Raw genomic sequence first — 22800 nt, 5'->3', positions numbered from 1 at the left:
CAAGGCAAACTGGCCGGTGCGACTGGCAGGCACAGGCAGGGGGAGACCATGACCGGCGACAAGGGGCACGGGCTGCGTTTGCGCTTCGCCGTGCTCGGACCGGTCCGGGCCTGGCGGGGCGAGGAACCGCTGGGCCTCGGCTCACCGCAGCAGCGCGCGCTGCTCGCGGCCCTGCTGCTGCGCGGCGGACGCACCGCGACCGCCCCGGAGCTGGTCGACGGGCTGTGGGGCGAGGAGCCGCCGCAGGCGGCGGTGGCGGCGCTGCGTACGTACGCCTCCCGGCTCCGCAAGGCCTTCGGGCCGGAGGCGGACGCCCTGGTGAGCGAGTCCGGCGGCTACGCGATCCGCACCGGCCTGGGCGCCCTGGACGCCGACGTGGCCGAGCAGTTGGCGGCGGAGGCGGACAAGGCGCGCCACTCCGGTGATCGTGAACGGGCCCGCGAACTGATCGGCGAGGCGCTGGAGCTGTGGGACGGCGAACCGCTGGCCGGGCTCTCCGGCCCGTACGCGGAGACCCAGCGCGCCCGGCTGGAGGAGTGGCACCGCTCCCTCATCGAGACCCGGCTCGACCTGGACCTGGAGCTCGGCCACCACGCGGAGGCGGTCTCGGAGCTCACCGCGCTGACCGCCGCCCATCCGCTGCGCGAGCGGCTGCGCGAGCTGCTGATGCTGGCGCTGTACCGCAGCGGGCGGCAGGCGGAGGCGCTGGCCGTCTACGCCGACACCCGCCGGCTGCTCGCCGACGAGCTGGGGGTGGACCCCTGCCCGGAGCTCTCCGAGCTCCAGCAGCGCATCCTGCAGGCGGACGCCGAGCTGGCCGCGCCGCCGAGCGCCGTCGCGGAGCACTCCGGCGCCGGTGCGACGTTCGTGCGCCCCGCCCAGCTGCCCGCGACCGTCGCGGACTTCACCGGCCGGGCCGCGTTCGTACAGGAGCTGAGCGAGCAGCTGGGCAGCAGCGAGGGCAGCGTCATGGCCGTCTCGGCGGTCGCCGGGATCGGCGGCGTCGGCAAGACCACCCTGGCCGTGCACGTGGCGCACGCCGCCCGGCACCACTTCCCGGACGGCCAGCTCTACGTCGACCTCCAGGGCACCGGACCCGTCGTCGCCGAGCCGGAGGCCGTCCTGGGCTCCTTCCTGCGCGCCCTCGGCACCCCGGACAACGCCATCCCCGACGGGGTCGAGGAGCGCGCCGCGCTCTACCGCTCGCTGCTCGACGGGCGCCGCATCCTGACGCTGCTGGACAACGCCCGGGACGCCGCCCAGGTGCGCCCGCTGCTGCCCGGCGCCGACGGCTGCGCCGCGCTGGTCACCAGCCGCAACCGGATGGTGGACCTGGAGAGCGCCCATCTGGTGGACCTGGACGTGATGAGCCCGGAGGAGGCGCTCGTCCTGTTCACCCGCATCGTCGGGCGGGAGCGGGTGGACGCCGAGCGGGACGCCGCCATGGACGTGGTGGCGGCCTGCGGCTTCCTGCCGCTGGCGATCCGGATCGCCGCCTCCCGGCTGGCGTCCCGCCGCACCTGGTCGGTGTCGGTCCTGGCCCGCAAGCTCGCCGACGAGCGCCGCCGCCTGGACGAACTGCGCGCCGGTGACCTGGCCGTCAAGGCCACCTTCGAGCTGGGGTACGGCCAGTTGGAGCCCCAGCAGGCCCGCGCCTTCCGCCTGCTGGGGTTGGCGGACGGCCCGGACATGTCGCTGGCCGCCGCCGCTGCCGTACTCGACATGGACGTCGCCGACACCGAGGACCTGCTCGAATCGCTGGTGGACACCAGCCTCCTGGAGTCCGCCGCGCCGGGCCGCTACCGCTACCACGATCTGGTGCGGCTGTTCGCGCGCGCCTGCGCCGAGCGGGACGAGCAGCCCCCCGCGGAGCGGGACGCGGCGCGGTCCCGGCTGCTGGACTTCTACCTGGCCAGCGCGGCACGGGTGTTCGCGCTGGAGCGGCCGGGCGACCGGCTGGTGGACCACCTGGAGCCCACCAGCCACCCGGGGCTGGACTTCGCCGACCGCAAGGAGTCCCTGGACTGGCTGTTCGCGGAGGCCGACTGCCTGCTGGCGTGCGTGAACCAGTGCGCGCAGGGCGTGACGCTGCGGCGCGCGGCCGACTTGCTGCTCGCCGCCAAGGACCTGGGCGAGTCGGGGGCCAACTCGCGGCAGTACGAGGTGGCGGCGCTGGCCGTGCGGGACACGGCGCACGCGGCCGAGGACGCCCGCGCCGAGGGCCGGGCCCGGTTGATGCTCACCCACATGCACTGGATGGCCTCACGGTTCGAGCAGGCCGACGACGAGGCGCAGCGCACCATGCTGCTGGCGCTGGCGGCCGAGGACCCGGTGCCCGGCTGCGAGGCGCCGAACGAGCGCGGAATCATCGCTCTGTACAAGAAGCGATACGACGACGCCGCGGCCTACTTCCAGCAGGCGCTGGAGGCCTTCCGCTCGGACGACAACCTGCCCGGTGTCGCCGGCGCGCTGTGCAATATCTCGCGGGTGCACGCGGCCATGGGGCGCACCGACAACGCCATCGAACTCGCCGCGGAGGGCACCGAGATCTACAGCAGCCTGGGACTGGCGCTGCGCGTCGCCAACGGCCGGTACGCGCTGGGGCTCGCACTGCACCACGCGGAGCGGCACACCGATGCCCTGGTCCAGCTCACCGAGGCGCTGACACTGTTCCGCAACAACCGGCAGCGGCTGTGGGAAGGGTCCACGCACGCCCGCCTGGCCGAGGTGCATCTGGCGGCAGCCCGCCCGGCGGACGCGGCCACGCACGCCGAACAGGCGCTGGCCCTGCGGTTCGTCGGCGGTGAGTGGCGCCGCGGCACGGTGCTGACGGTTCTGGGCAAGGCCCTGGACTCGATCGGGCAGCCCGATCGTGCCCGGGCCTGTTGGCGCGAGGCGCTGGCCATCCACGAGCGGCTGAACACGGCCGAAGCGGAGGAAGTCCGCTTGCTGCTGGCCCCCGCGGCCGCCGTGTAGCGGAGCGCGTGCTGAGCGTTCATCAATCGTTTATCGCCGCCCGGCAGCCTTAAGGCAGTCGATCCGTCCCCGCGGGGGGCAGACGGGTCGATCGTCAGGCCACTGCCCTAGGGTGAGCGGTCCTGAAATGAGCAGCCCCGTCCGGCGACCCACGGGGGAGTCGCCGGGCGGGCGTCTGTGTCCCGATGCCCTATGTTCGAGGAGTTGATCCTGATGACTCAGGACAAGAAGCCCACGTCCGACGCTTACCGCCCGCTGGACAGCCACCCGGACGGCGCGACGCTCGTCACGCTGGACAGCCACCCGGACGGCATCGCGATCAAGCCGCGCGACAGCCACCCGGACGGCACGGGGACGGCCACCACTCAGGACAGCCATCCCGACGGCGCGTCGATAACGACGATGGACAGTCACCCGGACAGCTCGCCCATCAAGCCGCTGGACAGCCACCCGGACGCCACCACCCAGGACAGCCACCCGGACAGCGCTGAGAAGTAGGACCGCAACACATCGGGGGGCGGGGGCCGGCGTCGGTGGCGGGGAGGGGGAGCCACCGCGGTCGGCCCCCGCAGCATGCGGGGGGGGCGAAACGCCTTTCGTCGCTTCGACGTTGGATTGTTCCAACCCGGAGCGGCCGGGCACTCTCTCCCCTACCATTGGCCTTGGTTTCGTTTCGCAAACCATATATTTGCTTCCTACGGAGGAGTTGGAATGACTCGCCCCAAGAAAGCCCTGGTCGCCATAGCCTTCGCGGCAGCGCTTGCCGCCGGTTCGGCAGCGCCCGCGCTGGCCGACAACCACTCGGACAGTGGCACCGTTTTCGTCGTGAACGACGCTCACCCGGACGGCACCACCGTCACCCCGCAGGACCATCACGCCGGCTGAGCCGGGAAGCGCACTGCGGCCGGGGGCCGGGGGATCCCTCCGGCCCCCGTTCGCGTTCGCAGGCGCAGACGGAGGCTGCCGTCAGCCGAGCGCACGCAGCCGCGTCTTGAGCACCTTGCCGCTCGCGTTCCGCGGCAGCTCGGCGACGAACTCCACCTGCCGGGGCACCTTGTAGTTGGCCATCTCGCGCCGGGCCCAGGCGATCAGGCCGTCGGCGGTCAGCGGCGCGCCGCGCCGGCGGACGGCGTACGCCTTGGCCACCTCGCCCAGCCGGGGGTCGGGAACGCCCACCACCGCCACGTCGGCGATGTCCGGGTGGCGGGCCAGCATCCGTTCGATCTCGGCCGGGTAGGCGTTGAACCCGCCCACGATGAACATGTCCTTGACGCGGTCGGTGATCCGCAGATTGCCGCGGCTGTCCAGGACTCCGATGTCGCCCGTGCGCAGCCAGCCGTCGCCGGTGACGGCCCGCGTGGTGGCGTCCGGGTCCTCGAAGTAGCCGGACATGACGTGGTAGCCGCGAACCAGGACCTCCCCGGGGGTGCCGGTCGGGACCGCCCGACCGTCCGGCGCGGCCACCCTCACCTCCGTACCCGGAAGGGGACGTCCGGAGGTCCGCGCGATGACCTCGGGCGGGTCGTCGCGGCGGCACATGGTGACGGTGCCGGACGCCTCCGACAGTCCGTACGCGGTCAGCACGGTGGCCACGCCCAGTTCGGCGCGCAGGCGCCTGACCAGTTCCAGCGGGACCACGGCCGCGCCGGTGACCACCAGCCGCAGCGTCGACAGGTCATGGGCGCCGCGGGCCGGATGGTCCAGGATCGCCTGGTGGAGGGTGGGCGGCCCCGGCAGCACGCTGACGCGTTCGGCCGCGATGTTGGCCAGCGCCGTCTCCGCGGTGAAGACGGGCTGCGGCACCATCGTCGCGCCGCGCAGCAGGCAGGCGATCACGCCCGCCTTGTAGCCGAAGGTGTGGAAGAACGGGTTGACGATCAGATAGCGGTCGCCGCGCTCCAGGCCCGCCAGTCCGCTCCACTCGGCGTACACGCGCAGGGTCTGCCCATGAGTGATGACCACGCCCTTGGGGTGGCCGGTAGTGCCGGAGGTGAAGGTGATGTCGGAGGGGTCTTCGGGGCGTACGGCATCGGCGACGGCCCGCACGGCGGAGGACGGCACGCGCGCGCCCGCCGCCAGGAACTCCCGCCACGTACGGAAGCCTTCCGGCGCGTCGCCGGACAGGACGACGGCCGCGCGCAGGTGGGGCAGCCCGGGCAGCGGGCCGCGGCCGGGCCCCTCCCCCGCCGCCCGGCGCAGCGACGCCACGTAGGAGGCGCCGAGGAAGGTGCCGGTCACGAAGAGGGCGGTGGCCCGCGTCCGGCGCAGCACCTCGGCCGCCTCGGCGCCCTTGAACCGGGTGTTGACCGGGACGAGCACGGCTCCGGCCGTCACGGCGCCGAGCGCGCAGACGATCCAGTCGGTGGTGTTGGGCGCCCAGACGGCGACCCGGTCGCCGCGTCGCACCCCGGCGGCGACACAGCTCGCGGCGGCCCGTTCGACGCGCTCGCCGAGCGCCGTGTACGTCAGGCGGGTGCGGCCTTCGGCGACGGCCTCGGCGGGTCCATACCGCTGCGCGGCCCAGCGGACGAGCCGGGGAACGGTCCTCGGTGCCGCGTCTTCCCCCACCGGTGGCTCCCCTCGGCACACGGCGTCCCCGGCGGAGCCGAGCGGATCTCCCCCGGGTCCACCGGAACACGCTAGCTGACTAAGCGTCAGATTAGCGGTAGCCTCCCCGACTGTCAGCACCTGCGGCCCGACCACGGAGGTGGGCGATGGGGGCAGCCCTCAAGGACGCGACCGCCATAGTCGGCATCGGCCGGACCGAATTCGCCCGTCATCTGGCCGAGTCCGAGAAGACCCTGGCCTGCCGCGCGGTCCTGGCCGCGCTGGACGACGCCGGGATCGCCCCGTCCGAGGTGGACGCCTTCGCCTCGTACACCATGGAGGCGACCGACGAGGTCGAGCTCGCCAAGGCGATCGGCGCGGGCGACGTCACCTTCTTCAGCAAGGTCGGCTACGGCGGCGGAGGCTCCTGCGCGACCGTCGCCCACCTCGCCGCCGCCATCGCCACCGGACAGGCCGGGGTCGGCGTCGCCTGGCGGTCACGCAAGCGCGGCAGCGGCCCGCGGCCGTGGACCGACACCCGCGCGCAACTGCCCACCCCCGCCCAGTGGACCCGCCCCTTCGGGCTGCTGCGCCCGGTCGACGAGATCGGCCTGCTGGCCCGCCGCTACATGCACCAGTACGGCGCGACCCGCGACCATCTGTTCAATGTGGCGCTGGCCTGCCGCAACCGGGCCAACCAGAACCCCGCCGCGATCATGTACGACCGGCCGCTGACCCGCGAGATGTACATGACCGCGCGCTGGATCAGCGAGCCGCTGTGCCTGTACGACAACTGCCTGGAGACCGACGGGGCGCTCGCCTGCGTCGTGGTCTCCGCCCAGCGGGCGCGCGACTGCCGCCACCGGCCGGTGTACGTGCACGCCGCCGCCCAGGGCCTGCCCGCCCAGGTCCACGGAATGGTCAACTACTGGTCCGACGACCCGCTCACCGGGCCCGCGTGGACCGCCGCCCGCCAGCTGTGGAAGTCCGCCGACCTCGGGCCCCAGGACGTGGACGTGGCCCAGATCTACGACGCGTTCACCGCGCTCATCCCGCTCTCCCTGGAGGGCTACGGCTTCTGCGGGCGCGGCGAGGGCGCCGCCTTCACCGAGGGCGGCGCTCTGGAGATCGGCGGGCGGCTGCCGCTCAACACCAGCGGCGGCGGGCTCAGCGAGGCGTACGTCCACGGCTTCAACCTCATCACCGAAGGCGTCCGGCAACTGCGCGGCACCAGCACCGCGCAGGTCCCGGGAGCCACCACGTGCCTGGTCACCGCGGGCGAGGGGGTCCCCACCTCGGCCCTGCTGCTGAGGAGTTGAGCACTCATGGCCACCATCGTGACCGACCCCACTGACAACGCCCTCCTGTCGCCGATCACCGACGAGGACGGGGCGCCGTTCTGGGAGTACGCGGCCCGTGGCGAACTGCGCGTCCAGGGGTGCGCCGGATGCGGGCGGCTCCGCTTCCCGCCCCGGCCCTGCTGCCCGCACTGCCAGTCGTTCGCGAGCGCGTGGCGGCGGACGAGCGGACGGGGCCGCATCTGGTCGTATGTGGTGCCCCACCCGCCGCTGCTGCCCGCCTATGCCGCGCGGGCGCCGTACCCCGTGGTCCTCGTCGAGCTCGCCGACGCCCCGGGCATCCGGCTCGTCGGCAACCTGGTCGCCGCGCCCGACGCGCCGCTGGACTCCGTCGACCCGGCGCGGATCCGGATCGGCGCCCCGGTGTGGGTCGCCTTCCACACGCCGCCGCAGGGCGTGACCGTGCCGCGCTGGCTGCTGGAGCGGCCGTGAGCGTGACCTGCGAGGGGGCCGACGGGATCGCGGTCGTCACCCTCGACCGGCCCGCACGGCTCAACGCGATCGACGTGGAGACGGCGGACGCGCTGGCGGCGGTGTGGCGGCGGCTGCGCCGGGACGAGACGGTGCGCGCGGTGGTCCTGACCGGCGCGGGCGGCCGGGCCTTCTGCACCGGCCTGGACCGGGCGGCATCGGTGCCGCAGCCGCCGTCCCCGTACGCGATCGACGACCCGCTGCTGGCCATCGGCCCGAAGGCGAACGACCTGTGGAAGCCGGTGATCGCCGCCGTCGACGGGATGGCCTGCGGCGGGGCGTTCTACCTGCTGGGCGAGGCGGAGTTCATCGTGGCGGGCGAGGACGCCACCTTCTTCGACCCGCACACCGGCTACGGGATGGTCAGCGCCTACGAGGCCGTCGCCATGGCACAGCGCATGCCGATCGGCGAGGTGGCGCGCATGGCCCTGATGGGTACGGCCGAGCGGATCTCGGCGCGCCGGGCGTACGAGACGGGCCTGGTCAGCGAGGTCACGGCGGCGGGCGAGGCGCTCCCGGCCGCGCTGCGCGCCGCCTCCGTCATCGCCGGGTATCCGACGGAGGCGGTCCAGGGGACGGTCCGCGCTGTGTGGGCGGCGCGGGAGGCGGCACGGGCGCAGGCGCTGGCGCACGCCCCGCAGTTGATCGCGCTGGGGAACCTGCCGCCGGAGCGGCAGGCGGAGCTGTTCGCCGCCCGCGGCCGGGAGTTCCGGGTGCGCTGAGGATCAGGCCGGGCTCTTGAACGCGTTGCCGACCTGGCAGCGGTACTCCTTGTACCTGTCGAAGGTGGTGGAGGTGTCCGCCGCCGTGAACGTCCTGGTCGACCCCGGCAGGACGGTGATGTTCTTGCTGTCGTAGCCGACGAGACCGCCGCCCTGGGTCCAGCTGACCGAGATGCTGTAGGAGAAGCTCCGCGTGGTGTCCGTGTTGGTGATGGTGATGGTGAACTTGAGCTGGCCGGTCGACTGGTCGTACGTGCAGTTGTCGGCATCCAGGTCGGCGTTGGCGTTCGGGTTGTAGGTCGCGGGCGGGGAGTAGCTGGGCGACGGCGTGTAGGACGGGACGTCGCTCGGCATGCCCGTGGGCATGCCGGAGGGCATGCCGCTGGGCATTCCGGTGGGCATGTCGGTGGGGATGTTGCCGCCGGTGACTCCCCCGCTCAGTCCCCCGTGGTCCCCGCCGCCGAAGCCGTGGTCGCCGCCGCCGCGGCTCTTCTTGCAGCCAGTCGCCAGACCGGTCACGGCGAGCACGCCGACCAGGGTGGCGGCGGACAGGCGCAGAGCACGGCTTCGCATGGAGATTCCCCCGTCGTACAGGCATGATCAGGCCAACTGCGATCCAGTTGACGAGTGCACGCCACCCTAGCCAACGGGGTTCCCTACCCCCAAGTCACGTCCACAGGACCGGAACGGATTCCTGACCGTGCCGTTACGGGCGCGGCGGGCGGGACTGGCCCGTGCCCTTCGCCGCGTCCAGCGCGTACACGCAGCGATCCTTGCTGCACGCGTAGACCACGCCTCCGGAGGCCACCGGGGAGCCGGTGATCTCGCCGCCGGTCGCCAGCTTCCAGCGCAGCTGTCCGCCCGCCGCGTCCACGGTGTACAGGCAGTGGTCCGCCGAGCCGAAGTGCAGCCGGCCGTCCGCGACCACCGGCGCGCCGATGACCTCGCCGCCCGCCGCGAACCGCCACCTCGGCGTGCCGGTGACCGCGTCGAGCGTGTACAGCGCGCTGCCGCTGCCCAGGTGCACCGACCCGTCGGCGACCAGCACCGGTTCGATCGACTGCCGGGACTCGGTCGCGATCCGCCACCGGTCGCGCCCGTTGGCCGCGTCCAGCGCGTAGACCGTGCCCAGGTAGTCGGCGATGTAGACGCCGCCGCCGGTGACCGCCGGGCCCGGCGCGTACGCCGGGGCGCACAGGAACACCGCGGGCGCCTCGAATCTCCAGCGCACCTCCCCGCGCGCGATGTCGATCGCCAGCACGCGCGTCCCCGCGGCGACATAGACCACGCCGTCGGGGGCCGAGAGCAGCCGGATCGGGACGCCGCCGCAGGACGCCGCGTCGCCCACGGGGTAGGACCAGCGCTCGGCGCCCGTACGCGCCTCCAGCGCGCGCAGCCGCGCGTCGGACCACACGTACACGGTGCCGTCGTGGATGACCGGTCCTGACTCGGGCGTCTCGAAGTCGGTCTGCGCGCCCTGCATCTCCCACAGCAGCTCGCCGTTGGCGGCCTCCCATGCCTGGACGCCGCCGCCGCGGGTGCCGGTCACGACCGTGCCGCGGTCGACCTTCAGGGAGTACACCCAGCCGTCCATCGACAGCCGCCACCGCTCGGCGCCGTCCGCCGCGTCCAGCGCGTACAGCGTGGGGCCGTCCGAGGCGTGGATGCGGCCGTCGGCGACGGCCATGGCCCACGCCACGTCGCGGGTCTTGAACTGGCGGCGGCCGGTGGCCACGTCCAGCGCGTGCACCTCGAAGGACGTCACGTACAGCAGGTCACCGGCGACTGCCGGGGTGCCCCAGACGTCGTTGGACATCCGGAACCGCCAGGGGCGCCAGCGAGCCGGTCCCGGAGGCTCCGCCGGGACGGCGTCCGGCATGGGGCCGGGGGCGCGGGCTGCGGCGGCACGCCTGCGGGCGCGGGGCCGCCCGCGCCGTCGGGCGGGCGCACCCAGTGGGTGCCGGGCGCGGGGGGCTCGTGCCGGGACCGCGGCTCGTGCGTATCGGCGACGCGCGGGCCGGGGCCGATCGGCACCTGCGAGCCCGCCAGCCGGACGGCGGAGTCGGCGGCCGCGGCCGCCGGTACGGGGGCCGGGGCGGGGCCGGGACCGTGGGTACCGGGGCCGTGCGGGCCGTGGCCGTGGGACCCCGGGGCGTGCGAGTGCGGCCCCTGGGAGCCCGGGCCGTGGGCCCCGGGCCCCTGGGAGTGCGGGCCGTGGGAAGCGGGTCCGGACGCACCCGGACCGTGCGACGCGGGACCGTGCGCGGCCGGGCCTTGAGGCGAAGGGGCGTGGGACGCGGGGCCGTGTGAAGCGGGCCCAGCCCCGCCCGGGCCGTGCGACACGGGGCCGGACACGCCCGGGCCATGGGACGCGGGGCCGTGCGCCGCGTGCCGACCGGGCGGGCTGGCCGAGCTGACCTGGCTCGCCGGGCTCGCGGCCGCAGGCTGGCGCAGGCCGCCGCGCGGGTCGCCGGCCGCCGCGGGCTCCCAGCCCGAGCCGCCCGCGGGCGCACCGGCGCCGCCGTGCCGTCCGCCTCGCCCGCCGTCCGGGCCCTGGGCGTGACTGGGCGGGCGCTGCGGGGGCGCGGGCCGGTCGGCGCCGGAGCCTCCGGCGCGCGGACCGGCGGCGCCGGAGCGCCCCGCGGGGCGCGCGGCGGCGGGCCGTCCGCCCCTGCGGCCCTCGATGAGCGCGACGGCGCTGGTCGGCAGCCACGCGGAGGCCGTGCCGCTGTCGTCGCTTCCGGAGGCGAAGAGGTGCGGTGCGAGCTGCGACTGGAGGTCGGCGGGGCTGGGCCGCCGGTCGGCCTCCATCTGCATACAGGACTCGATCAGCGGCCGCAGCTCGTCCGGGAGACCGGACAGGTCGGGGCCCTCGCGCAGCAGCATGAACACCGTCTCGACGGGGTTCGCGCCGTGGTACGGGGCGTGTCCGGTGGCGGCGAAGGTCAGGGTGGAGCCCAGCGAGAAGATGTCGCTCGCGCCGGTCACGCTGCGTGAGTCGCGGGCCTGCTCGGGCGACATGTACGCAGGGGTGCCCACGGCGACGTTGGTCATCGTCAGCCGGGTGTTGGAGACGCCGGAGGCGATTCCGAAGTCGATCACCCGCGGCCCGTCCTCCACGACGAGCACGTTCGACGGCTTGAGGTCGCGGTGGACAAGTCCGGCGCCGTGGATGGACTGGAGCGCCTCGGCGACCCCGGCCGCCAGCCAGCGCACCGCCTGGGCGGGCAGCGGCCCGCATTCATTCACTATCTCTTCAAGAGAAGGCGCGGGCACGTAGGCCGTGGCCAGCCAGGGGACGGGGGCCCGGGGATCGGCGTCGACCACGGCGGCGGTGTAGAAACCGCTGACCGCGCGGGCCGCCTCGACCTCACGCGTGAAACGGACCCGGAACAGCTGGTCCTCGGCGAGCTCGGTCCGCACGGTCTTGATCGCGACCCGCCGGCCGGACGCCGAACGTGCGAGATAGACCAGACCCATGCCGCCCGCACCGAGCCGGCCCAGCACCTCGAAAGGGCCGATCCGCCTCGGGTCGTGCTGCGTCAGCTGCTCCACCACTTGCCTGCCACCTCCCCGTAGGGCTCGAAATTAACAGCCCCGTGCAGCGTCTCACCGACAAACCAACCGGCGGCACGCAACCTGCATTCTCTCTGGCGAAGGCGACGGTTGCGAACCCGGGGCCGATTCGTCATGTCATCGGCGGATACGTAGTGGATACGCCACGGACCGGTACGTGTTCAGTTCGTAGGGATCCGTGATGCTATGCCGCTTTGGCCGTGTCGACAACGGCGAAATTGGCACCCTGATTGTCGACCACGATCGCGAATCGGCCATACGGCGTGTCCTGCGGCCCGGCGACGAGCCGGCCGCCCAGCCGCCGCACCGCCTCCACCGCGCCGTCGCAGTCCGCGACGGCGAAGTAGACCAGGAAATGGGCGGGAAGTTCGGCCGGAACGTCGTCGCCGAGGACGGCGCGGCCACCGATCGCGGTGCCCGTGCCCACGGGCTGTCCGGCCGGGGACCAGACGGCGAAGTCGAATCCGGCGCTCTCCGGCGGAGGCTCGGCCCCCGGTTCCGGTTCCGGCTCCGGCTCCGGCTCCGGCTCTGCCTGCGACTGCGGCAAGGACTGGGTGCCGTACCCGAAGACCTCCGTGTAGAAGGCGTCCACGGCCTCCTTGTCGCGGGTGTAGACCTCGGTCCAGATGTACGAGCCCGGCTCGCCCTGCTTCTCGAAGCCGTTGTGGGTGCCGGCCTGCCAGAGGCCGAAGACCGCTCCGCCGGGGTCGGCGGCCGTCGCGATCGTGCCGAAGTCCCCGACCGGCACAGGGGCGATGATCACCTGGCCGCCTGCCTCGCGGATGCGGGCGGTGGTCGCGGCGGCGTCGTCGACGGCGAAGTAGATGTTCCATACCGTGGGCATCCGCCCGTCGGCCTTGGGGGCGAGGGCCGCCACGTTCTTCCCCTCGTGGAACGCCTGCACATAGAAGCCGTGCGCCACCTCGCCCGGCTCGAAGGTCCAGCCGAACAGCTCCCCGTAGAACCGCTTGCCCGCCTCGACGTCGGCAAGCGTCGCATCGGTCCAGCAGGGCACGCCTTCCTGGAATGCCGCCATGGGTCCGGCCCTTCCGTGCGCGAGGATGCTCCTGTTCGCCACGCTAATGGGGGACGGCGGTTTCCGCCCCTTGTCCACCAGCGTTATCCACAGACTGTGGATAATCGGATTTCCCTCGTTATCGGCGACCTCGCCGCCGCCGCGGCACCGGGCCCGACCCCGCTCCGTAGACCACCCGGAACTGCCTGTTCACAGCGGTGTGAGCCGGGGCCCCGGCGCCGAACCCCATTTGCACGCAGTCGAATAGCGCTCTGATCACCCCTCGGTAAGCTGACGGCATGACAGGACAAGTTCGAACCGTCGACGGACGGGTCGCCGGGCGTCGCGGGCAGGCGACGCGGCAGAAGCTGCTCGACTGCCTCGGCGAGATGCTCAGCTCGTCCCCGTACCGCGATGTGAAGGTCATCGATGTCGCGCGCAAGGCCGGTACGTCGCCCGCGACCTTCTACCAGTACTTCCCCGATGTCGAGGGCGCCGTCCTCGAGATCGCGGAGGAGATGGCGAAGGAGGGCGCGGCGCTCACCGACCTGGTCGCCGGACGCTCCTGGGCCGGCAAGTCCGGGGCGCAGACGGCGGAGGAGCTGGTGGACGGCTTCCTCACGTTCTGGCGCAAGCACGACGCGATCCTGCGGGTGGTCGACCTCGGCGCAGCCGAGGGCGACAAGCGGTTCTACAAGATCCGCATGAAGATCCTCAACGCCGTGACCAACTCCCTGACGGACTCCGTCAAGGAGCTCCAGGCCAAGGGGCGCGTCGACAAGGACGTCAACCCGGCCGCGGTCGCGGGCTCCCTGGTGGCGATGCTGGCCGCGGTCGCCTCACACCAGAAGGGCTTCCAGAGCTGGGGTGTGAAGCAGGCTGAGCTCAAGCCGAGCCTGACGCTCCTGGTGCACCTGGGGATCACCGGCAGGAAACCGACGAAGTAGCCGCCCAAGGCGCCGACTTCGTGGGCCGGGGGGCGGGTACGACTCGGCCCCGTACGGCTCGCGGCACGGGCCGGCGCAGACGGCGCCCGACACCCCGACCGGCGATCCTCCGCAGCTTCAAGTCCTGTCATCTCCTGTCATCACGGCGGCGGATCGCCCAGCGCGTACAGTCCGGAATCAGTTCCCTACGTGGAGTGTCCGCCGCGCGGGGAATCGCCGTCGGGCGGGGAGTGGCCGCCGGGCGGGTCATGGTCATCGCACGGGGACGTCGCGCGGCGTGAGCCGGAAGATCCGGATCCGCCGCTCCACCCGCGCCTGGTACGTCCCGTACGGCGGCCAGAAGCGCAGCACCTCGGCCCAGACCGCCTCCCGTTCCGCGCCCTCCAGCAGCCGCGCCCGTACCGGGATGTCGCGGCCCCGCCAGCTGATCTCCGCGTCGGGGTGCCGGAGCAGGTTCCCGGTCCACGCCGGTTCGCCCGGGCGTCCGAAGTTGCTGCCGACGAGCACCCAGGTACCGCCGGCCTCCGGCATACAGGCCAGTGGGGTCCGCCGGGGCAGCCCGCTCCTCGCCCCCGTGGCGGTCAGCACCACGCCGGGCAGCAGCGCGGCGGCGGGCAGCACCCGGCCCCGCGTCAGCCGGTGCACGGTCCGGTCCACCGCCGGGACGACGTACGGCGCCACCCTCGCGAACGCGCGGCTCGCGGAGATCCGCTGCACCAGCCCCAGCAGCCGCCCGCGCCCCGCGGCCCCGGGACGCGGCGTGTGCCCCGTGCGCGCCATCAGACCACCACCATCGCCGTCCGGTCCTCGTCGCCGCCATGGCCCGCCGCGAACAGTCCCGCGCGCTCCGCCGCCCGGGCCCGCAGCCGGTGCACGGGCCCGAACAGCAGCTCGTCGGACGCCGCGCGCTTGAAGAACAGGTGCGCGTCGTGCTCCCACGTGAAACCGATGCCGCCGTGCAACTGCACGGCCTCGGCCGCCACCGCGCGCAACGCCTCCAGCGCCTGGGCGAGCGCGAGGCCGCCCGCCGGTCCGGTGCCCGACCACGCCGCGTAGTACGCCGCGGAGCGGGCGGCCTCCACCTGGACGTACAGATCGGCCAGCCGGTGCTGGACGGCCTGGAAGGAGCCGATGGCCCGGCCGAACTGCCGGCGGGCCCGTACGTACTCGACCGTGCGCGCCAGCACCCGGTCCGCCGCGCCCACGGCCTCCGCCGCGAGCGCCGCGCCGGCGGCCCCGCCCAGTCGGGCCAGGGCCGCGGCCGGGGCCGTACCGTCCGCCGCCTCCGCGCCCGCCGCACCCAGTGGCTCCGCGGCCACGTTCCGCAGTTCGACGCGGGCCTGAGCCCGGGTCTCGTCCAGCGCGGTCCGCCGCACGCGCACCAGCCCGGGTGTTCCCGCCCGTACGGCGAACAGGGACGTCCGGCCCCGGGTGTAGCCGCCGGTACGCGCGGCGACGAGCAGCAGCCCGGCGCTGTGCCCGTCGAGGACCCGGTCCGCCTGCCCGTACAGCCGCCAGCCGTCCGCCGTCCTACGGGCCTGGACGCCGCCCGCGCGTCCCCCGCCCGCCCAGTCCTCGGGGCGCGGTCCCGTGAGGCCGAGCACCTCGGGCAGCGTGGCGCCGGACACCACCAGCGTGGCCGTCAGCGTGCCGTCCGCCATCCGCGGCAGCAGCGCGGCGCGCTGAGCCGGGCTGCCGAGGGCGGCGACGAGCGGCGCGGCGAGGACGGCGGTGGCCAGGAGCGGGGACGGCAGCAGCGCCCGCCCGGTCTCCTCACAGGCCAGCGCCAGCTCGGTGGGGCCGCAGCCCACCCCGCCGTACTCCTGGGCGACGGCCAGGCCGGGCAGGCCGAGCCGGTGCGCGAGTGACCGCCAGAGGGCGGTGTCGTACCCGGCGGGGGTACGGACCGCCGCCTTGACGTCGTCCGTGCCGCAGCGCTTGGCGAGCAGGTCGCGCAGGGTGCGGCGGATCTCTTCCTGCTCCTCGGTGAACGCGGCGTCCATCGGCGGCTCCTCCGATCCTCACCGGGTCGGCCCGGTGCCTGACGGCCCGTCATGGTAGGGAGACCGGCCGCACTTTCCCAGCCCTCGCCCACCGCAAAACTGATGTACCGTCAGATTCATGCCTGATGCTGACGCTGCCGACGCCATACGTGCGGACATCACCGAGGACGGCACATCGGGAAGCCCGACCGGAAGCGGCCGACGGCGGCGCGTCGCCGTCGTCGGTGCCGCCCTCGCGGACTGCGGACGCGTCGAAGGCGCCACCGCCTACGCCCTGCACGCCCAGGCCGCCCGCCGCGCCCTCGCCGACTCCGGCCTGGACCGGTCGGTCGTCGACGGGTTCGCGTCGGCCGGACTCGGCACCCTGGCGCCCGCCGAGGTCGCCGACTACCTGGGACTGCGGCCCGCATGGGCCGACTCCACCTCCCTCGGCGGCGCGACCTGGGAGGTGATGGCCGCGCACGCGGCCGACGCCATCGCCGCAGGGCACGCCCGCGCCGTACTCCTGGTCTACGGCTCCACCGCCCGCTCCGACCTCAAGGCGGGCCGCCGCACCGCCGACCTCTCCTTCGGCGCGGACGGGCCGCTCCAGTTCGAAGTCCCGTACGGGCACACGCTGATCGCGAAGTACGCCATGGCCGCCCGCCGCCACATGCACGAGTACGGCACCACACTGGAGCAGCTCGCCGACGTCGCCGTGCAAGCGCGCGCCAACGCCGCCCGCAATCCGGAAGCGATGTTCCGAACTCCGATCACCGTGGACGAGGTGCTCGGCGGGCCCGTGATCGCCGACCCGTTCACCAAGCTCCAGTGCTGCATCCGGTCCGACGGCGGGTGCGCGGTGCTGCTCGCGGCGGAGGAGTGCGTACCGGACACGGCGCGGGCGCCGGTGTGGGTGCTGGGTTCGGGCACCGCCGTCTCCCATACGGCCATGTCGCAGTGGGCGGATTTCACCGTCTCCCCCGCGGCCCGGTCCGGCCGGGCGGCCTTCGCCCGGGCGGGCGTCCGGCCGGAGGACATCGACCTGGCCGAGCTGTACGACGCCTTCACCTACATGACCCTGGTGACCCTGGAGGACCTCGGTTTCTGCGCGAAGGGCGAGGGCGGCGCGTTCGCGGCAGGGGACCGGTTGACCCTGAGCGGCGCCCTGCCCGTCAACACCGACGGCGGCGGCCTGTCCGCCTGCCACCCGGGGATGCGGGGGCTGTTCCTGCTGGTGGAGGCGGTACGGCAGCTACGCGGCGACGCGGGCGAGCGGCAGGTGCGGAAGGCGGACGGGGCGCTGCCGCGACTGGCCGTCGCCTCGGGCACGGGCGGCTGGTTCTGCTCCTCCGGGACGATCATCCTCGGGCGCGACTGAGCGGCCCCTGCCCGCCGCGGCCGATCGGCCGGAAGACGGGAACCGTGACCGGCGGGTCGGCGGACTGGGCCCGGAAGGACACCCGCAGTTCCATGCCGATCCGGAGGTCCGCGGCGGCGCAGTCGACGACCTCGGTCATCATGCGCGGCCCCTCGGCGAGGTCGACGACGGCGGCGGTGTAGGGCACGCGGCCGGCGAAGGGCGGCAGGTCGTTCCGGTGCACCACGGACCAGGTGTAGAGGGTGGCCGCGCCGGACGCCCGCTCCCAGCGGACGTCCTCGCTCCAGCAGTGAGGGCAGAACGGGCGCGGGTAGTGGTGCGCGCGGGCACAGGTCGCGCAGCGCCGGATGAGCAGGTGGCCGTCGGCGGCGGCGTCCCAGTAGCGGCGGGTGAAGGCGTCGGCCACGGGCAGGTCGCGCCGCGGCTGCTCGGGTGGGCGTGCGCTCAAGGAGACCTCCCTCACGACCCTGTCCTGACAGCACGCCAGTTCAGCGGATGGCGGCGCGAGGGCACAAGGGGGTGACGACCCGTGACCCATCCGCAACCGATTCGGAATCGTTTTGACCGATACCCGTCAATTACCCGACTACGCTCACCCCCATGGCCGACAAAACGCACCCATACCCCGCCCCCGTCTACGTGATCGGCGGCGGGCCGGGCGGGCTGGCCACCGCGGCGGCGCTGGCCGAGCGAGGCATACGCACCATGGTGCTGGAGCGGTCCGGGGCCCTGGGCGCGTCCTGGCGGGGCCACTACGACCGGCTGCGGCTGCACACCACCCGGCGTCGGTCGGCGCTCCCGGGTCTGCCGATCCCCCGGTCGTACGGGAGGTGGGTCGCCCGCGACGACCTCGTCCGCTACCTGGAGCGGTACGCGGACCACCACGACCTGGAGGTCGTCACCGGAGTGGCCGTCTCGCGCGTCGAACGGGCCCCGGACGGCCCCGGATGGCTGTTGCGGGCCACCGGCGGGCGCGAACTGATCTCCCCCACAGTGATCGTCGCCACCGGCCGCAACCACACCCCCGGCTCCCGGACTGGCCCGGGAGCGACACCTACACCGGCTCCCTGGCGCACGCCCGCGACTACCGCACCCCGGAGCCGTACCGCGGCATGGACGTCCTCGTGGCCGGCGCGGGCAACTCGGGCGCGGAGATCGCCGTGGACCTCGTCGAGGGCGGCGCGGCGCGGGTCCGGCTGGCGGTGCGCACCGCCCCGCACATCCTGCGCCGATCGACGGCCGGCTGGTCCGCCCAGTCCGCCTGCACCCTCGGGCGACGGCTGCCCAGGAGGATCGCGGACCGGACAGCGCGGACCCTGGCCGGGGCGACCGTGCCGGACCTGTCCGCCCAGGGGCTGCCCCGACCCGCTACCGGCCTGCACTCGCGGGCACGGCAGGGCGCGTACCCGGTCCTGGACACCGGCCTGGTCGCCGCGGTGAGGACCGGCCGGGTGGAGGTGGTCGCCGCCGTCGAGGCGCTCGACGGGGACAAGGTGCTGCTGGCGGACGGCGAGCGGATCACCCCGGAGGCGATCGTCGCGGCGACCGGCTACGAGCCCGGACTGGACGGCCTGGTCGGGCACCTGGACGTCCTGGACGACCGCGGCCGCCCGCTCGCCCACGGCCCACGCACCGTTGCCTCCGCCCCCGGACTGCACTTCACTGGGTATTCGGACCCCGTGAGCGGCACGCTGCGCGAGCTCGCGATCGACGCCCGCAGGATCGCCCGGGCCGTCGCCCGCACGGCGGCGACAGACACCGGCCGAGGCTGACCCGTCCGGCAACCAGCACCGCACTCCCCATTCCTGACGGAGCGTCAGTTCAGTAACCTGACCAAGCGTCACCTATTCGGTCGACCATCAGGAGTGGGCGAGAACGATGCTCGGATCGACTCACGGCACCCTCACCACCAACTCCCGTCACGCCCGCGTCGTCGCCTGCGGCGAACATCCCGGCCCCGCAGTCCGCGTCCACGACGTGGCCGAGTCGACCGGTGACCTGGACGTCAGCGGCCGCCCGCTGCACGCCCCCGTACCCGACCTGGACCGCCTGTTCCGCCCCGAAGCGGTGGCCATCGTCGGCGCCTCGGACGCCGAAGGCCGCCCCCACACCGGCATCACCCGGCAGCTTCTGGACTGGGCCGACCGGGTCGGCGCCCGCGTCCATCCCGTACATCCCACCCGTAGCACCGTCTTCGGCCTCCCCTGTCGTCCTTCCGTCGCCGACCTGTCCGGGCAGGTCGACCTCGCCGTGCTGCTCGTCAAAGACCCCCTCCCGCTCATCGGGCAACTGGCCGAGGCCAAGGTGCGGTTCGCCGTCGCCTTCGCCTCGGGCTTCGCGGAGACCGGCCCGGAGGGCGCCGCCGCGCAGGACCGGCTGGCGGACGCCGTGCACCGCTCCGGGCTGCGGCTGTTGGGGCCCAACACCAACCTCAACGCCTTCGAGCGGTTCCGCGACGACCTGGACGGACCGGCCATCGCCCTCATCACCCAGTCCGGCCACCAGGGCCGCCCCGTCTTCACTCTCCAGGAGCTCGGCATCCGGCTCAGCCATTGGGCCCCCACCGGCAACGAGGCCGACCTGGAGTCCGCCGACTTCCTCTCCTACTTCGCCTCACGACCCGAGGTCGGGGCCGTCGCCATGTATGTGGAAGGGCTCAAGGACGGGCGCCGCTTCCTGCTGGCCGCCGACCGCGCCGCCCGCGCCAAGGTGCCCGTCGTCGCCGTCAAGGTCGGCCGCACCGAGACCGGCTCTCGCACCGCCGCCTCCCACACCGGCAAGCTGACCGGTTCGGACGCGGTGGTGGACGCGGCCATGCGGCAGTTCGGCGTGATCCGCGTGGACGGTCTGGACGAACTCCAGGACACCGCGGCCCTGCTCGCCCGCGCCCGGCCACCGCGCGCCGAGGGCGTCGCCGTCTATTCGATCTCCGGGGGCACCGGCGCCCACTTCGCCGATCTCGCGGCGGCCGCCGGCCTCCCGCTGCCCACGCTCTCCGCCGCCAAGCAGGCCGAGCTGCACCAGTGGATCCCCGACGATCTCAGCGTCGCCAACCCGGTCGACAGCGGCGGGCACCCGGTCGGCGACTGGCGGGGCCGGAAGATCATCGACGCGCTGCTGGCCGACCCGGACGTCGGGGTGCTGGTCTGCCCCATCACCGGCCCCTTCCCGCCGATGAGCGACAAGCTGGCGCAGGACCTGGTGGACGCGGCGGAACAGACGGACAAGCCGGTGTGCGTGGTGTGGGGCTCGCCGCTCGGCACGGAGGACGCCTACCGCTCCACCCTGCTCGGCTCGTCCCGCGTCGCCACGTTCCGCACCTTCGCCAACTGCGTGACGGCCGTCCGCGCCTACCTCGGCCACCACCGCTTCGCCGCCGGGTACCGCTCGCCCTTCGAGGACGCACCGCGCACCCCGTCGCCGTCGGCGCGCAAGGCACGTGCGCTGCTGCGCCCGGGGACCCGGCTCAGCGAGCACGCCGCCAAGCAACTGCTGCGGGCGTACGGCATCCGCGTACCCCGCGAACAGCTGGTGACCAGCGCCGCCGCGGCCGTGCGCGCGGCGGGCCTCGTCGGCTACCCCGTCGTCATGAAGGCGTCCGCCCCGCAGCTCGCCCACAAGACCGAACTGGGCCTGGTCAAGATCGGGCTGACCTCCGCCAGCCAGGTCCGCGACGGCTACCGCGAGCTCGTCGACATCGCCCGCTATGAGGGCGTGGAACTGGACGGCGTGCTGGTCTGCCAGATGGTGGAGCGGGGCGTGGAGATGGTCGTCGGGGTCAGCCACGACAGCCTCTTCGGCCCCACGGTGACGGTCGGGCTCGGCGGCGTACTCGTGGAGGTGCTGAACGACGTGGCCGTGCGCGTGCCGCCGTTCGGCGAGGACCAGGCGCGCGCGATGCTCGGTGAACTGCGGGGGCACGCGCTCCTCGGCGGCGTCCGGGGCGCGCCCCCGGCCGATGTCGACGCCCTGGTGGAAGTCGTCCTGCGGATCCAGCGCATGGCCCTCGAACTCGGCGACGACCTCGCCGAGCTGGACGTCAATCCGCTGATGGTGCTGCCGCGCGGGCAGGGCGCGGTGGCGCTGGACGCGCTCGCCGTGTGCCGCTGAACGGCACGCCGAACGCGTCCGCCACCTCCGCCACCAGCGCCCCGCGAAACGGAGCACTCCCATGCCCGACCGACCCGCCTCCGGCGGCGCCACGTCCGGCGGCCCCGTGCCTGACTCCCCCATGTCCGGCTCCCCCTCTCATGGCGGTTCCTCCCCCGAAGAACCACCTGACTCCGTTGTACGGCACGCCACTGACAACGGCGTCGCCTGGATCACTCTCAACCGCCCGGAAGTCCTCAACGCCATCACCCCTGACCAGCGGGAATGCCTGATCTCGCGGCTTGGAGAAGCCTCCGCGGACCCGGCCGTCCGGGCGGTCGTCCTCACCGCCACCGGCCGCGGGTTCTGCGCCGGCGCCGACCTGCGAGGCGGAGCCGCGGGCGCCGGCAGCGGGCGGGAGCGCGCCGCGGGCGACGTGGCCCGTACGATCCGGCTCGGCGCTCAGCGCCTCATCGCCGCGGTACTCGACTGCGAGAAGCCCGTCATCGCGGCGGTCAACGGCACGGCCGCCGGGCTCGGCGCCCATCTCGCGTTCGCCTGCGATCTGGTGCTGGCCGCCGAGTCCGCCGTGTTCGTCGAGGCGTTCGTGCGGCGCGGGCTGGTGCCCGACGGCGGCGGCGCGTATCTCCTTCCCCGGCTGATCGGCCCGCAGCGGGCCAAGGAGCTGATGTTCTTCGGCGACGCGCTGTCCGCCCCCGAGGCCGAGCGGCTCGGCCTGGTCAACCGCGTCGTACCGGCCGACGAACTGGCGAAGACGGCCCGCGCGTGGGCCGACCGCCTCGCCATCGGCCCCACCCGCGCCGTCGCCCTGACCAAACAGCTGGTCAACGCCTCCCTGGAGGCGGACCGGGCAGCAGCGTTCGCTGCCGAGGCCGCGGCTCAGGAGATCAACATGGCCACGACCGACGCCCGCGAGGGAGTCACGGCCTTCGTCGAACGCCGCGCCCCCCGCTTCCACGGCCGCTGACCGCCGCCCTCCACCACTTCCCACTCGACAACCCGCTTCCTATCTGACGAACCATCAGATTCAATGGGAGGCATGATGGGACATGCCGCCATGGCGGTCACCGCCGTGCGCTATCTGCGGTCTGCCGGCGCGGCGGAGCCGACGGCGCACGGCGTCGCCGCGACCGGCCAGGAGGCCCTGGTTCCGCTGCCGCCGCCCGCCTTGCGCGCCGTACGGGAGGACGAACGCCCGCCGCCGGACCCGGCCGAGTTCCGGCGCGTCCTCGGGCACTTCGCCAGCGGCGTCACCGTCGTCACCGCCCCCGCGGCGGAGCCCGGGGCAGGTCCGGCCGGGTTCGCCTGCCAGTCCTTCACCTCGCTCTCCCTCGAACCGCCGCTGGTGGCGTTCATGGTCGCCCGCACCTCCACCACCTGGCCGCGGATCGCCCGCGCCGGTGTGTTCTGCGTCAACGTCCTCGGCGCCGGGCAGCGGGAACTGTGCCGGGCCTTCGCGGTGAGCGGGGCCCGGTGTGCGGACAAGTTCGCGGGGGTGGCGTACGTGCCGTCGGCCGCTACCGGGTCGCCGCTGCTCGACGGCGTACCGGCGTGGATCGACTCCACGATCCACGCGGTGCACACCGGTGGCGACCATCTCGTCGTCGTGGGCCGGGTCGAGGCCCTCGGGACGGACGAAGCCGCCACGAGGCCGGGGCCGTTGCTCTTCCACCGCGGCTCGTTCGGCACGTTCACGCCCCTGCAAGGCTAGGGCC

General features: G+C 73.9%; 17 protein-coding genes and 2 pseudogenes. 12 read left to right on the top strand and 7 right to left on the bottom strand.

Annotated elements, in window-relative coordinates:
* Nucleotides 1-48: 48 nt before the first annotated feature.
* From Q3Y56_RS21290 to Q3Y56_RS21280, 3 genes are all read left to right on the top strand, one after another.
* Nucleotides 49-2976 carry a BTAD domain-containing putative transcriptional regulator gene (locus tag Q3Y56_RS21290; RefSeq protein WP_304463453.1) on the top strand — a complete coding sequence of 976 codons (2928 nt, stop codon included), beginning with the start codon at nucleotides 49-51 and terminating at the stop codon, nucleotides 2974-2976.
* Between the two features lie 213 nt (nucleotides 2977-3189).
* Nucleotides 3190-3474 (top strand): hypothetical protein, encoded by a 285-nt coding sequence (locus Q3Y56_RS21285; RefSeq protein WP_304463452.1) that lies wholly within the window; start codon nucleotides 3190-3192, stop codon nucleotides 3472-3474.
* 213 nt (nucleotides 3475-3687) lie between these two features.
* Nucleotides 3688-3861, top strand: a complete 174-nt coding sequence (locus Q3Y56_RS21280; protein WP_304463451.1) for a hypothetical protein — start codon at nucleotides 3688-3690, stop codon at nucleotides 3859-3861.
* Nucleotides 3862-3942: 81 nt separating this feature from the next.
* Here Q3Y56_RS21280 and Q3Y56_RS21275 read toward each other — a convergent pair whose 3' ends face one another.
* Nucleotides 3943-5544 (bottom strand): FadD3 family acyl-CoA ligase, encoded by a 1602-nt coding sequence (locus tag Q3Y56_RS21275; protein WP_304463450.1) that lies wholly within the window; start codon nucleotides 5542-5544, stop codon nucleotides 3943-3945.
* A gap of 146 nt (nucleotides 5545-5690) precedes the next feature.
* Between Q3Y56_RS21275 and Q3Y56_RS21270 the strand changes: the two genes are divergently transcribed.
* The 3 genes from Q3Y56_RS21270 to Q3Y56_RS21260 are packed head-to-tail and all read left to right on the top strand — an operon-like array spanning nucleotide 5691 to nucleotide 8074.
* Entirely contained in the window at nucleotides 5691-6842 is a 1152-nt protein-coding gene (locus tag Q3Y56_RS21270; protein ID WP_304463449.1) for a lipid-transfer protein, read from the top strand.
* A 6-nt stretch (nucleotides 6843-6848) separates the two neighbouring features.
* Complete coding sequence (locus Q3Y56_RS21265; RefSeq protein ID WP_304463448.1) at nucleotides 6849-7313, top strand: Zn-ribbon domain-containing OB-fold protein; 465 nt, start codon at nucleotides 6849-6851, stop codon at nucleotides 7311-7313.
* Nucleotides 7310-8074 carry an enoyl-CoA hydratase/isomerase family protein gene (locus tag Q3Y56_RS21260; protein WP_304463447.1) on the top strand — a complete coding sequence of 255 codons (765 nt, stop codon included), beginning with the start codon at nucleotides 7310-7312 and terminating at the stop codon, nucleotides 8072-8074. Before Q3Y56_RS21265 ends, Q3Y56_RS21260 begins: the two co-directional genes overlap by 4 nt.
* A 3-nt stretch (nucleotides 8075-8077) precedes the next feature.
* On the opposite strand, the gene Q3Y56_RS21255 is transcribed toward Q3Y56_RS21260, so the two are convergent.
* From Q3Y56_RS21255 to Q3Y56_RS21245, 3 genes and pseudogenes are all read right to left on the bottom strand, one after another.
* Nucleotides 8078-8647 (bottom strand): hypothetical protein, encoded by a 570-nt coding sequence (locus Q3Y56_RS21255; RefSeq protein ID WP_304463446.1) that lies wholly within the window; start codon nucleotides 8645-8647, stop codon nucleotides 8078-8080.
* A 133-nt stretch (nucleotides 8648-8780) separates the two neighbouring features.
* A pseudogene (locus Q3Y56_RS21250) lies at nucleotides 8781-11632 on the bottom strand (PQQ-binding-like beta-propeller repeat protein).
* 202 nt (nucleotides 11633-11834) lie between these two features.
* Nucleotides 11835-12686: a VOC family protein gene (locus Q3Y56_RS21245; RefSeq protein WP_304463445.1), complete on the bottom strand. Its 852-nt coding sequence runs from the start codon at nucleotides 12684-12686 to the stop codon at nucleotides 11835-11837.
* 278 nt (nucleotides 12687-12964) lie between these two features.
* Here Q3Y56_RS21245 and Q3Y56_RS21240 point away from each other — a divergent pair, with 278 nt between their 5' ends.
* Entirely contained in the window at nucleotides 12965-13612 is a 648-nt protein-coding gene (locus Q3Y56_RS21240; RefSeq protein ID WP_304463444.1) for a TetR family transcriptional regulator, read from the top strand.
* A 252-nt stretch (nucleotides 13613-13864) separates the two neighbouring features.
* Here the strand turns inward: Q3Y56_RS21240 and Q3Y56_RS21235 are convergent, their stop codons facing one another.
* Both Q3Y56_RS21235 and Q3Y56_RS21230 read right to left on the bottom strand, forming a co-directional pair.
* Entirely contained in the window at nucleotides 13865-14392 is a 528-nt protein-coding gene (locus tag Q3Y56_RS21235) for a nitroreductase family deazaflavin-dependent oxidoreductase (RefSeq protein ID WP_304463443.1), read from the bottom strand.
* The gene (locus Q3Y56_RS21230; protein ID WP_304463442.1) at nucleotides 14392-15615 is read right to left on the bottom strand and encodes an acyl-CoA dehydrogenase family protein; all 1224 of its coding nucleotides are present in this window, start codon (nucleotides 15613-15615) and stop codon (nucleotides 14392-14394) included. Before Q3Y56_RS21230 ends, Q3Y56_RS21235 begins: the two co-directional genes overlap by 1 nt.
* Before the next feature lie 118 nt (nucleotides 15616-15733).
* On the opposite strand from Q3Y56_RS21230, the gene Q3Y56_RS21225 reads away from it, so the two are divergent.
* Complete coding sequence (locus Q3Y56_RS21225; RefSeq protein WP_304463441.1) at nucleotides 15734-16975, top strand: acetyl-CoA acetyltransferase; 1242 nt, start codon at nucleotides 15734-15736, stop codon at nucleotides 16973-16975.
* Here Q3Y56_RS21225 and Q3Y56_RS21220 read toward each other — a convergent pair.
* Nucleotides 16956-17423: a Zn-ribbon domain-containing OB-fold protein gene (locus tag Q3Y56_RS21220; RefSeq protein WP_304463440.1), complete on the bottom strand. Its 468-nt coding sequence runs from the start codon at nucleotides 17421-17423 to the stop codon at nucleotides 16956-16958. The two genes, Q3Y56_RS21225 and Q3Y56_RS21220, sit on opposite strands and share 20 nt — an antisense overlap.
* A gap of 152 nt (nucleotides 17424-17575) precedes the next feature.
* On the opposite strand from Q3Y56_RS21220, the pseudogene Q3Y56_RS21215 reads away from it, so the two are divergent.
* The 4 genes and pseudogenes from Q3Y56_RS21215 to Q3Y56_RS21200 all read left to right on the top strand — a co-directional run bounded on the left by Q3Y56_RS21215 (nucleotide 17576) and on the right by Q3Y56_RS21200 (nucleotide 22796).
* Nucleotides 17576-18747 (top strand): annotated as a pseudogene (locus Q3Y56_RS21215) (flavin-containing monooxygenase).
* A 106-nt stretch (nucleotides 18748-18853) separates the two neighbouring features.
* Entirely contained in the window at nucleotides 18854-21085 is a 2232-nt protein-coding gene (locus Q3Y56_RS21210; protein WP_304463439.1) for an acetate--CoA ligase family protein, read from the top strand.
* Between the two features lie 121 nt (nucleotides 21086-21206).
* Nucleotides 21207-22052 carry an enoyl-CoA hydratase/isomerase family protein gene (locus tag Q3Y56_RS21205; RefSeq protein WP_304465715.1) on the top strand — a complete coding sequence of 282 codons (846 nt, stop codon included), beginning with the start codon at nucleotides 21207-21209 and terminating at the stop codon, nucleotides 22050-22052.
* A 63-nt stretch (nucleotides 22053-22115) separates the two neighbouring features.
* Complete coding sequence (locus Q3Y56_RS21200; protein WP_304463438.1) at nucleotides 22116-22796, top strand: flavin reductase family protein; 681 nt, start codon at nucleotides 22116-22118, stop codon at nucleotides 22794-22796.
* The last annotated feature ends 4 nt before the right edge of the window (nucleotides 22797-22800 follow it).

Origin of the sequence: Streptomyces sp. XD-27 (assembly GCF_030553055.1) — a bacterium.
Lineage (GTDB): Bacteria > Actinomycetota > Actinomycetes > Streptomycetales > Streptomycetaceae > Streptomyces.
Note: the sequence above shows the minus strand (reverse complement) of the source record. Positions and strands in the feature narration are given on the sequence as shown.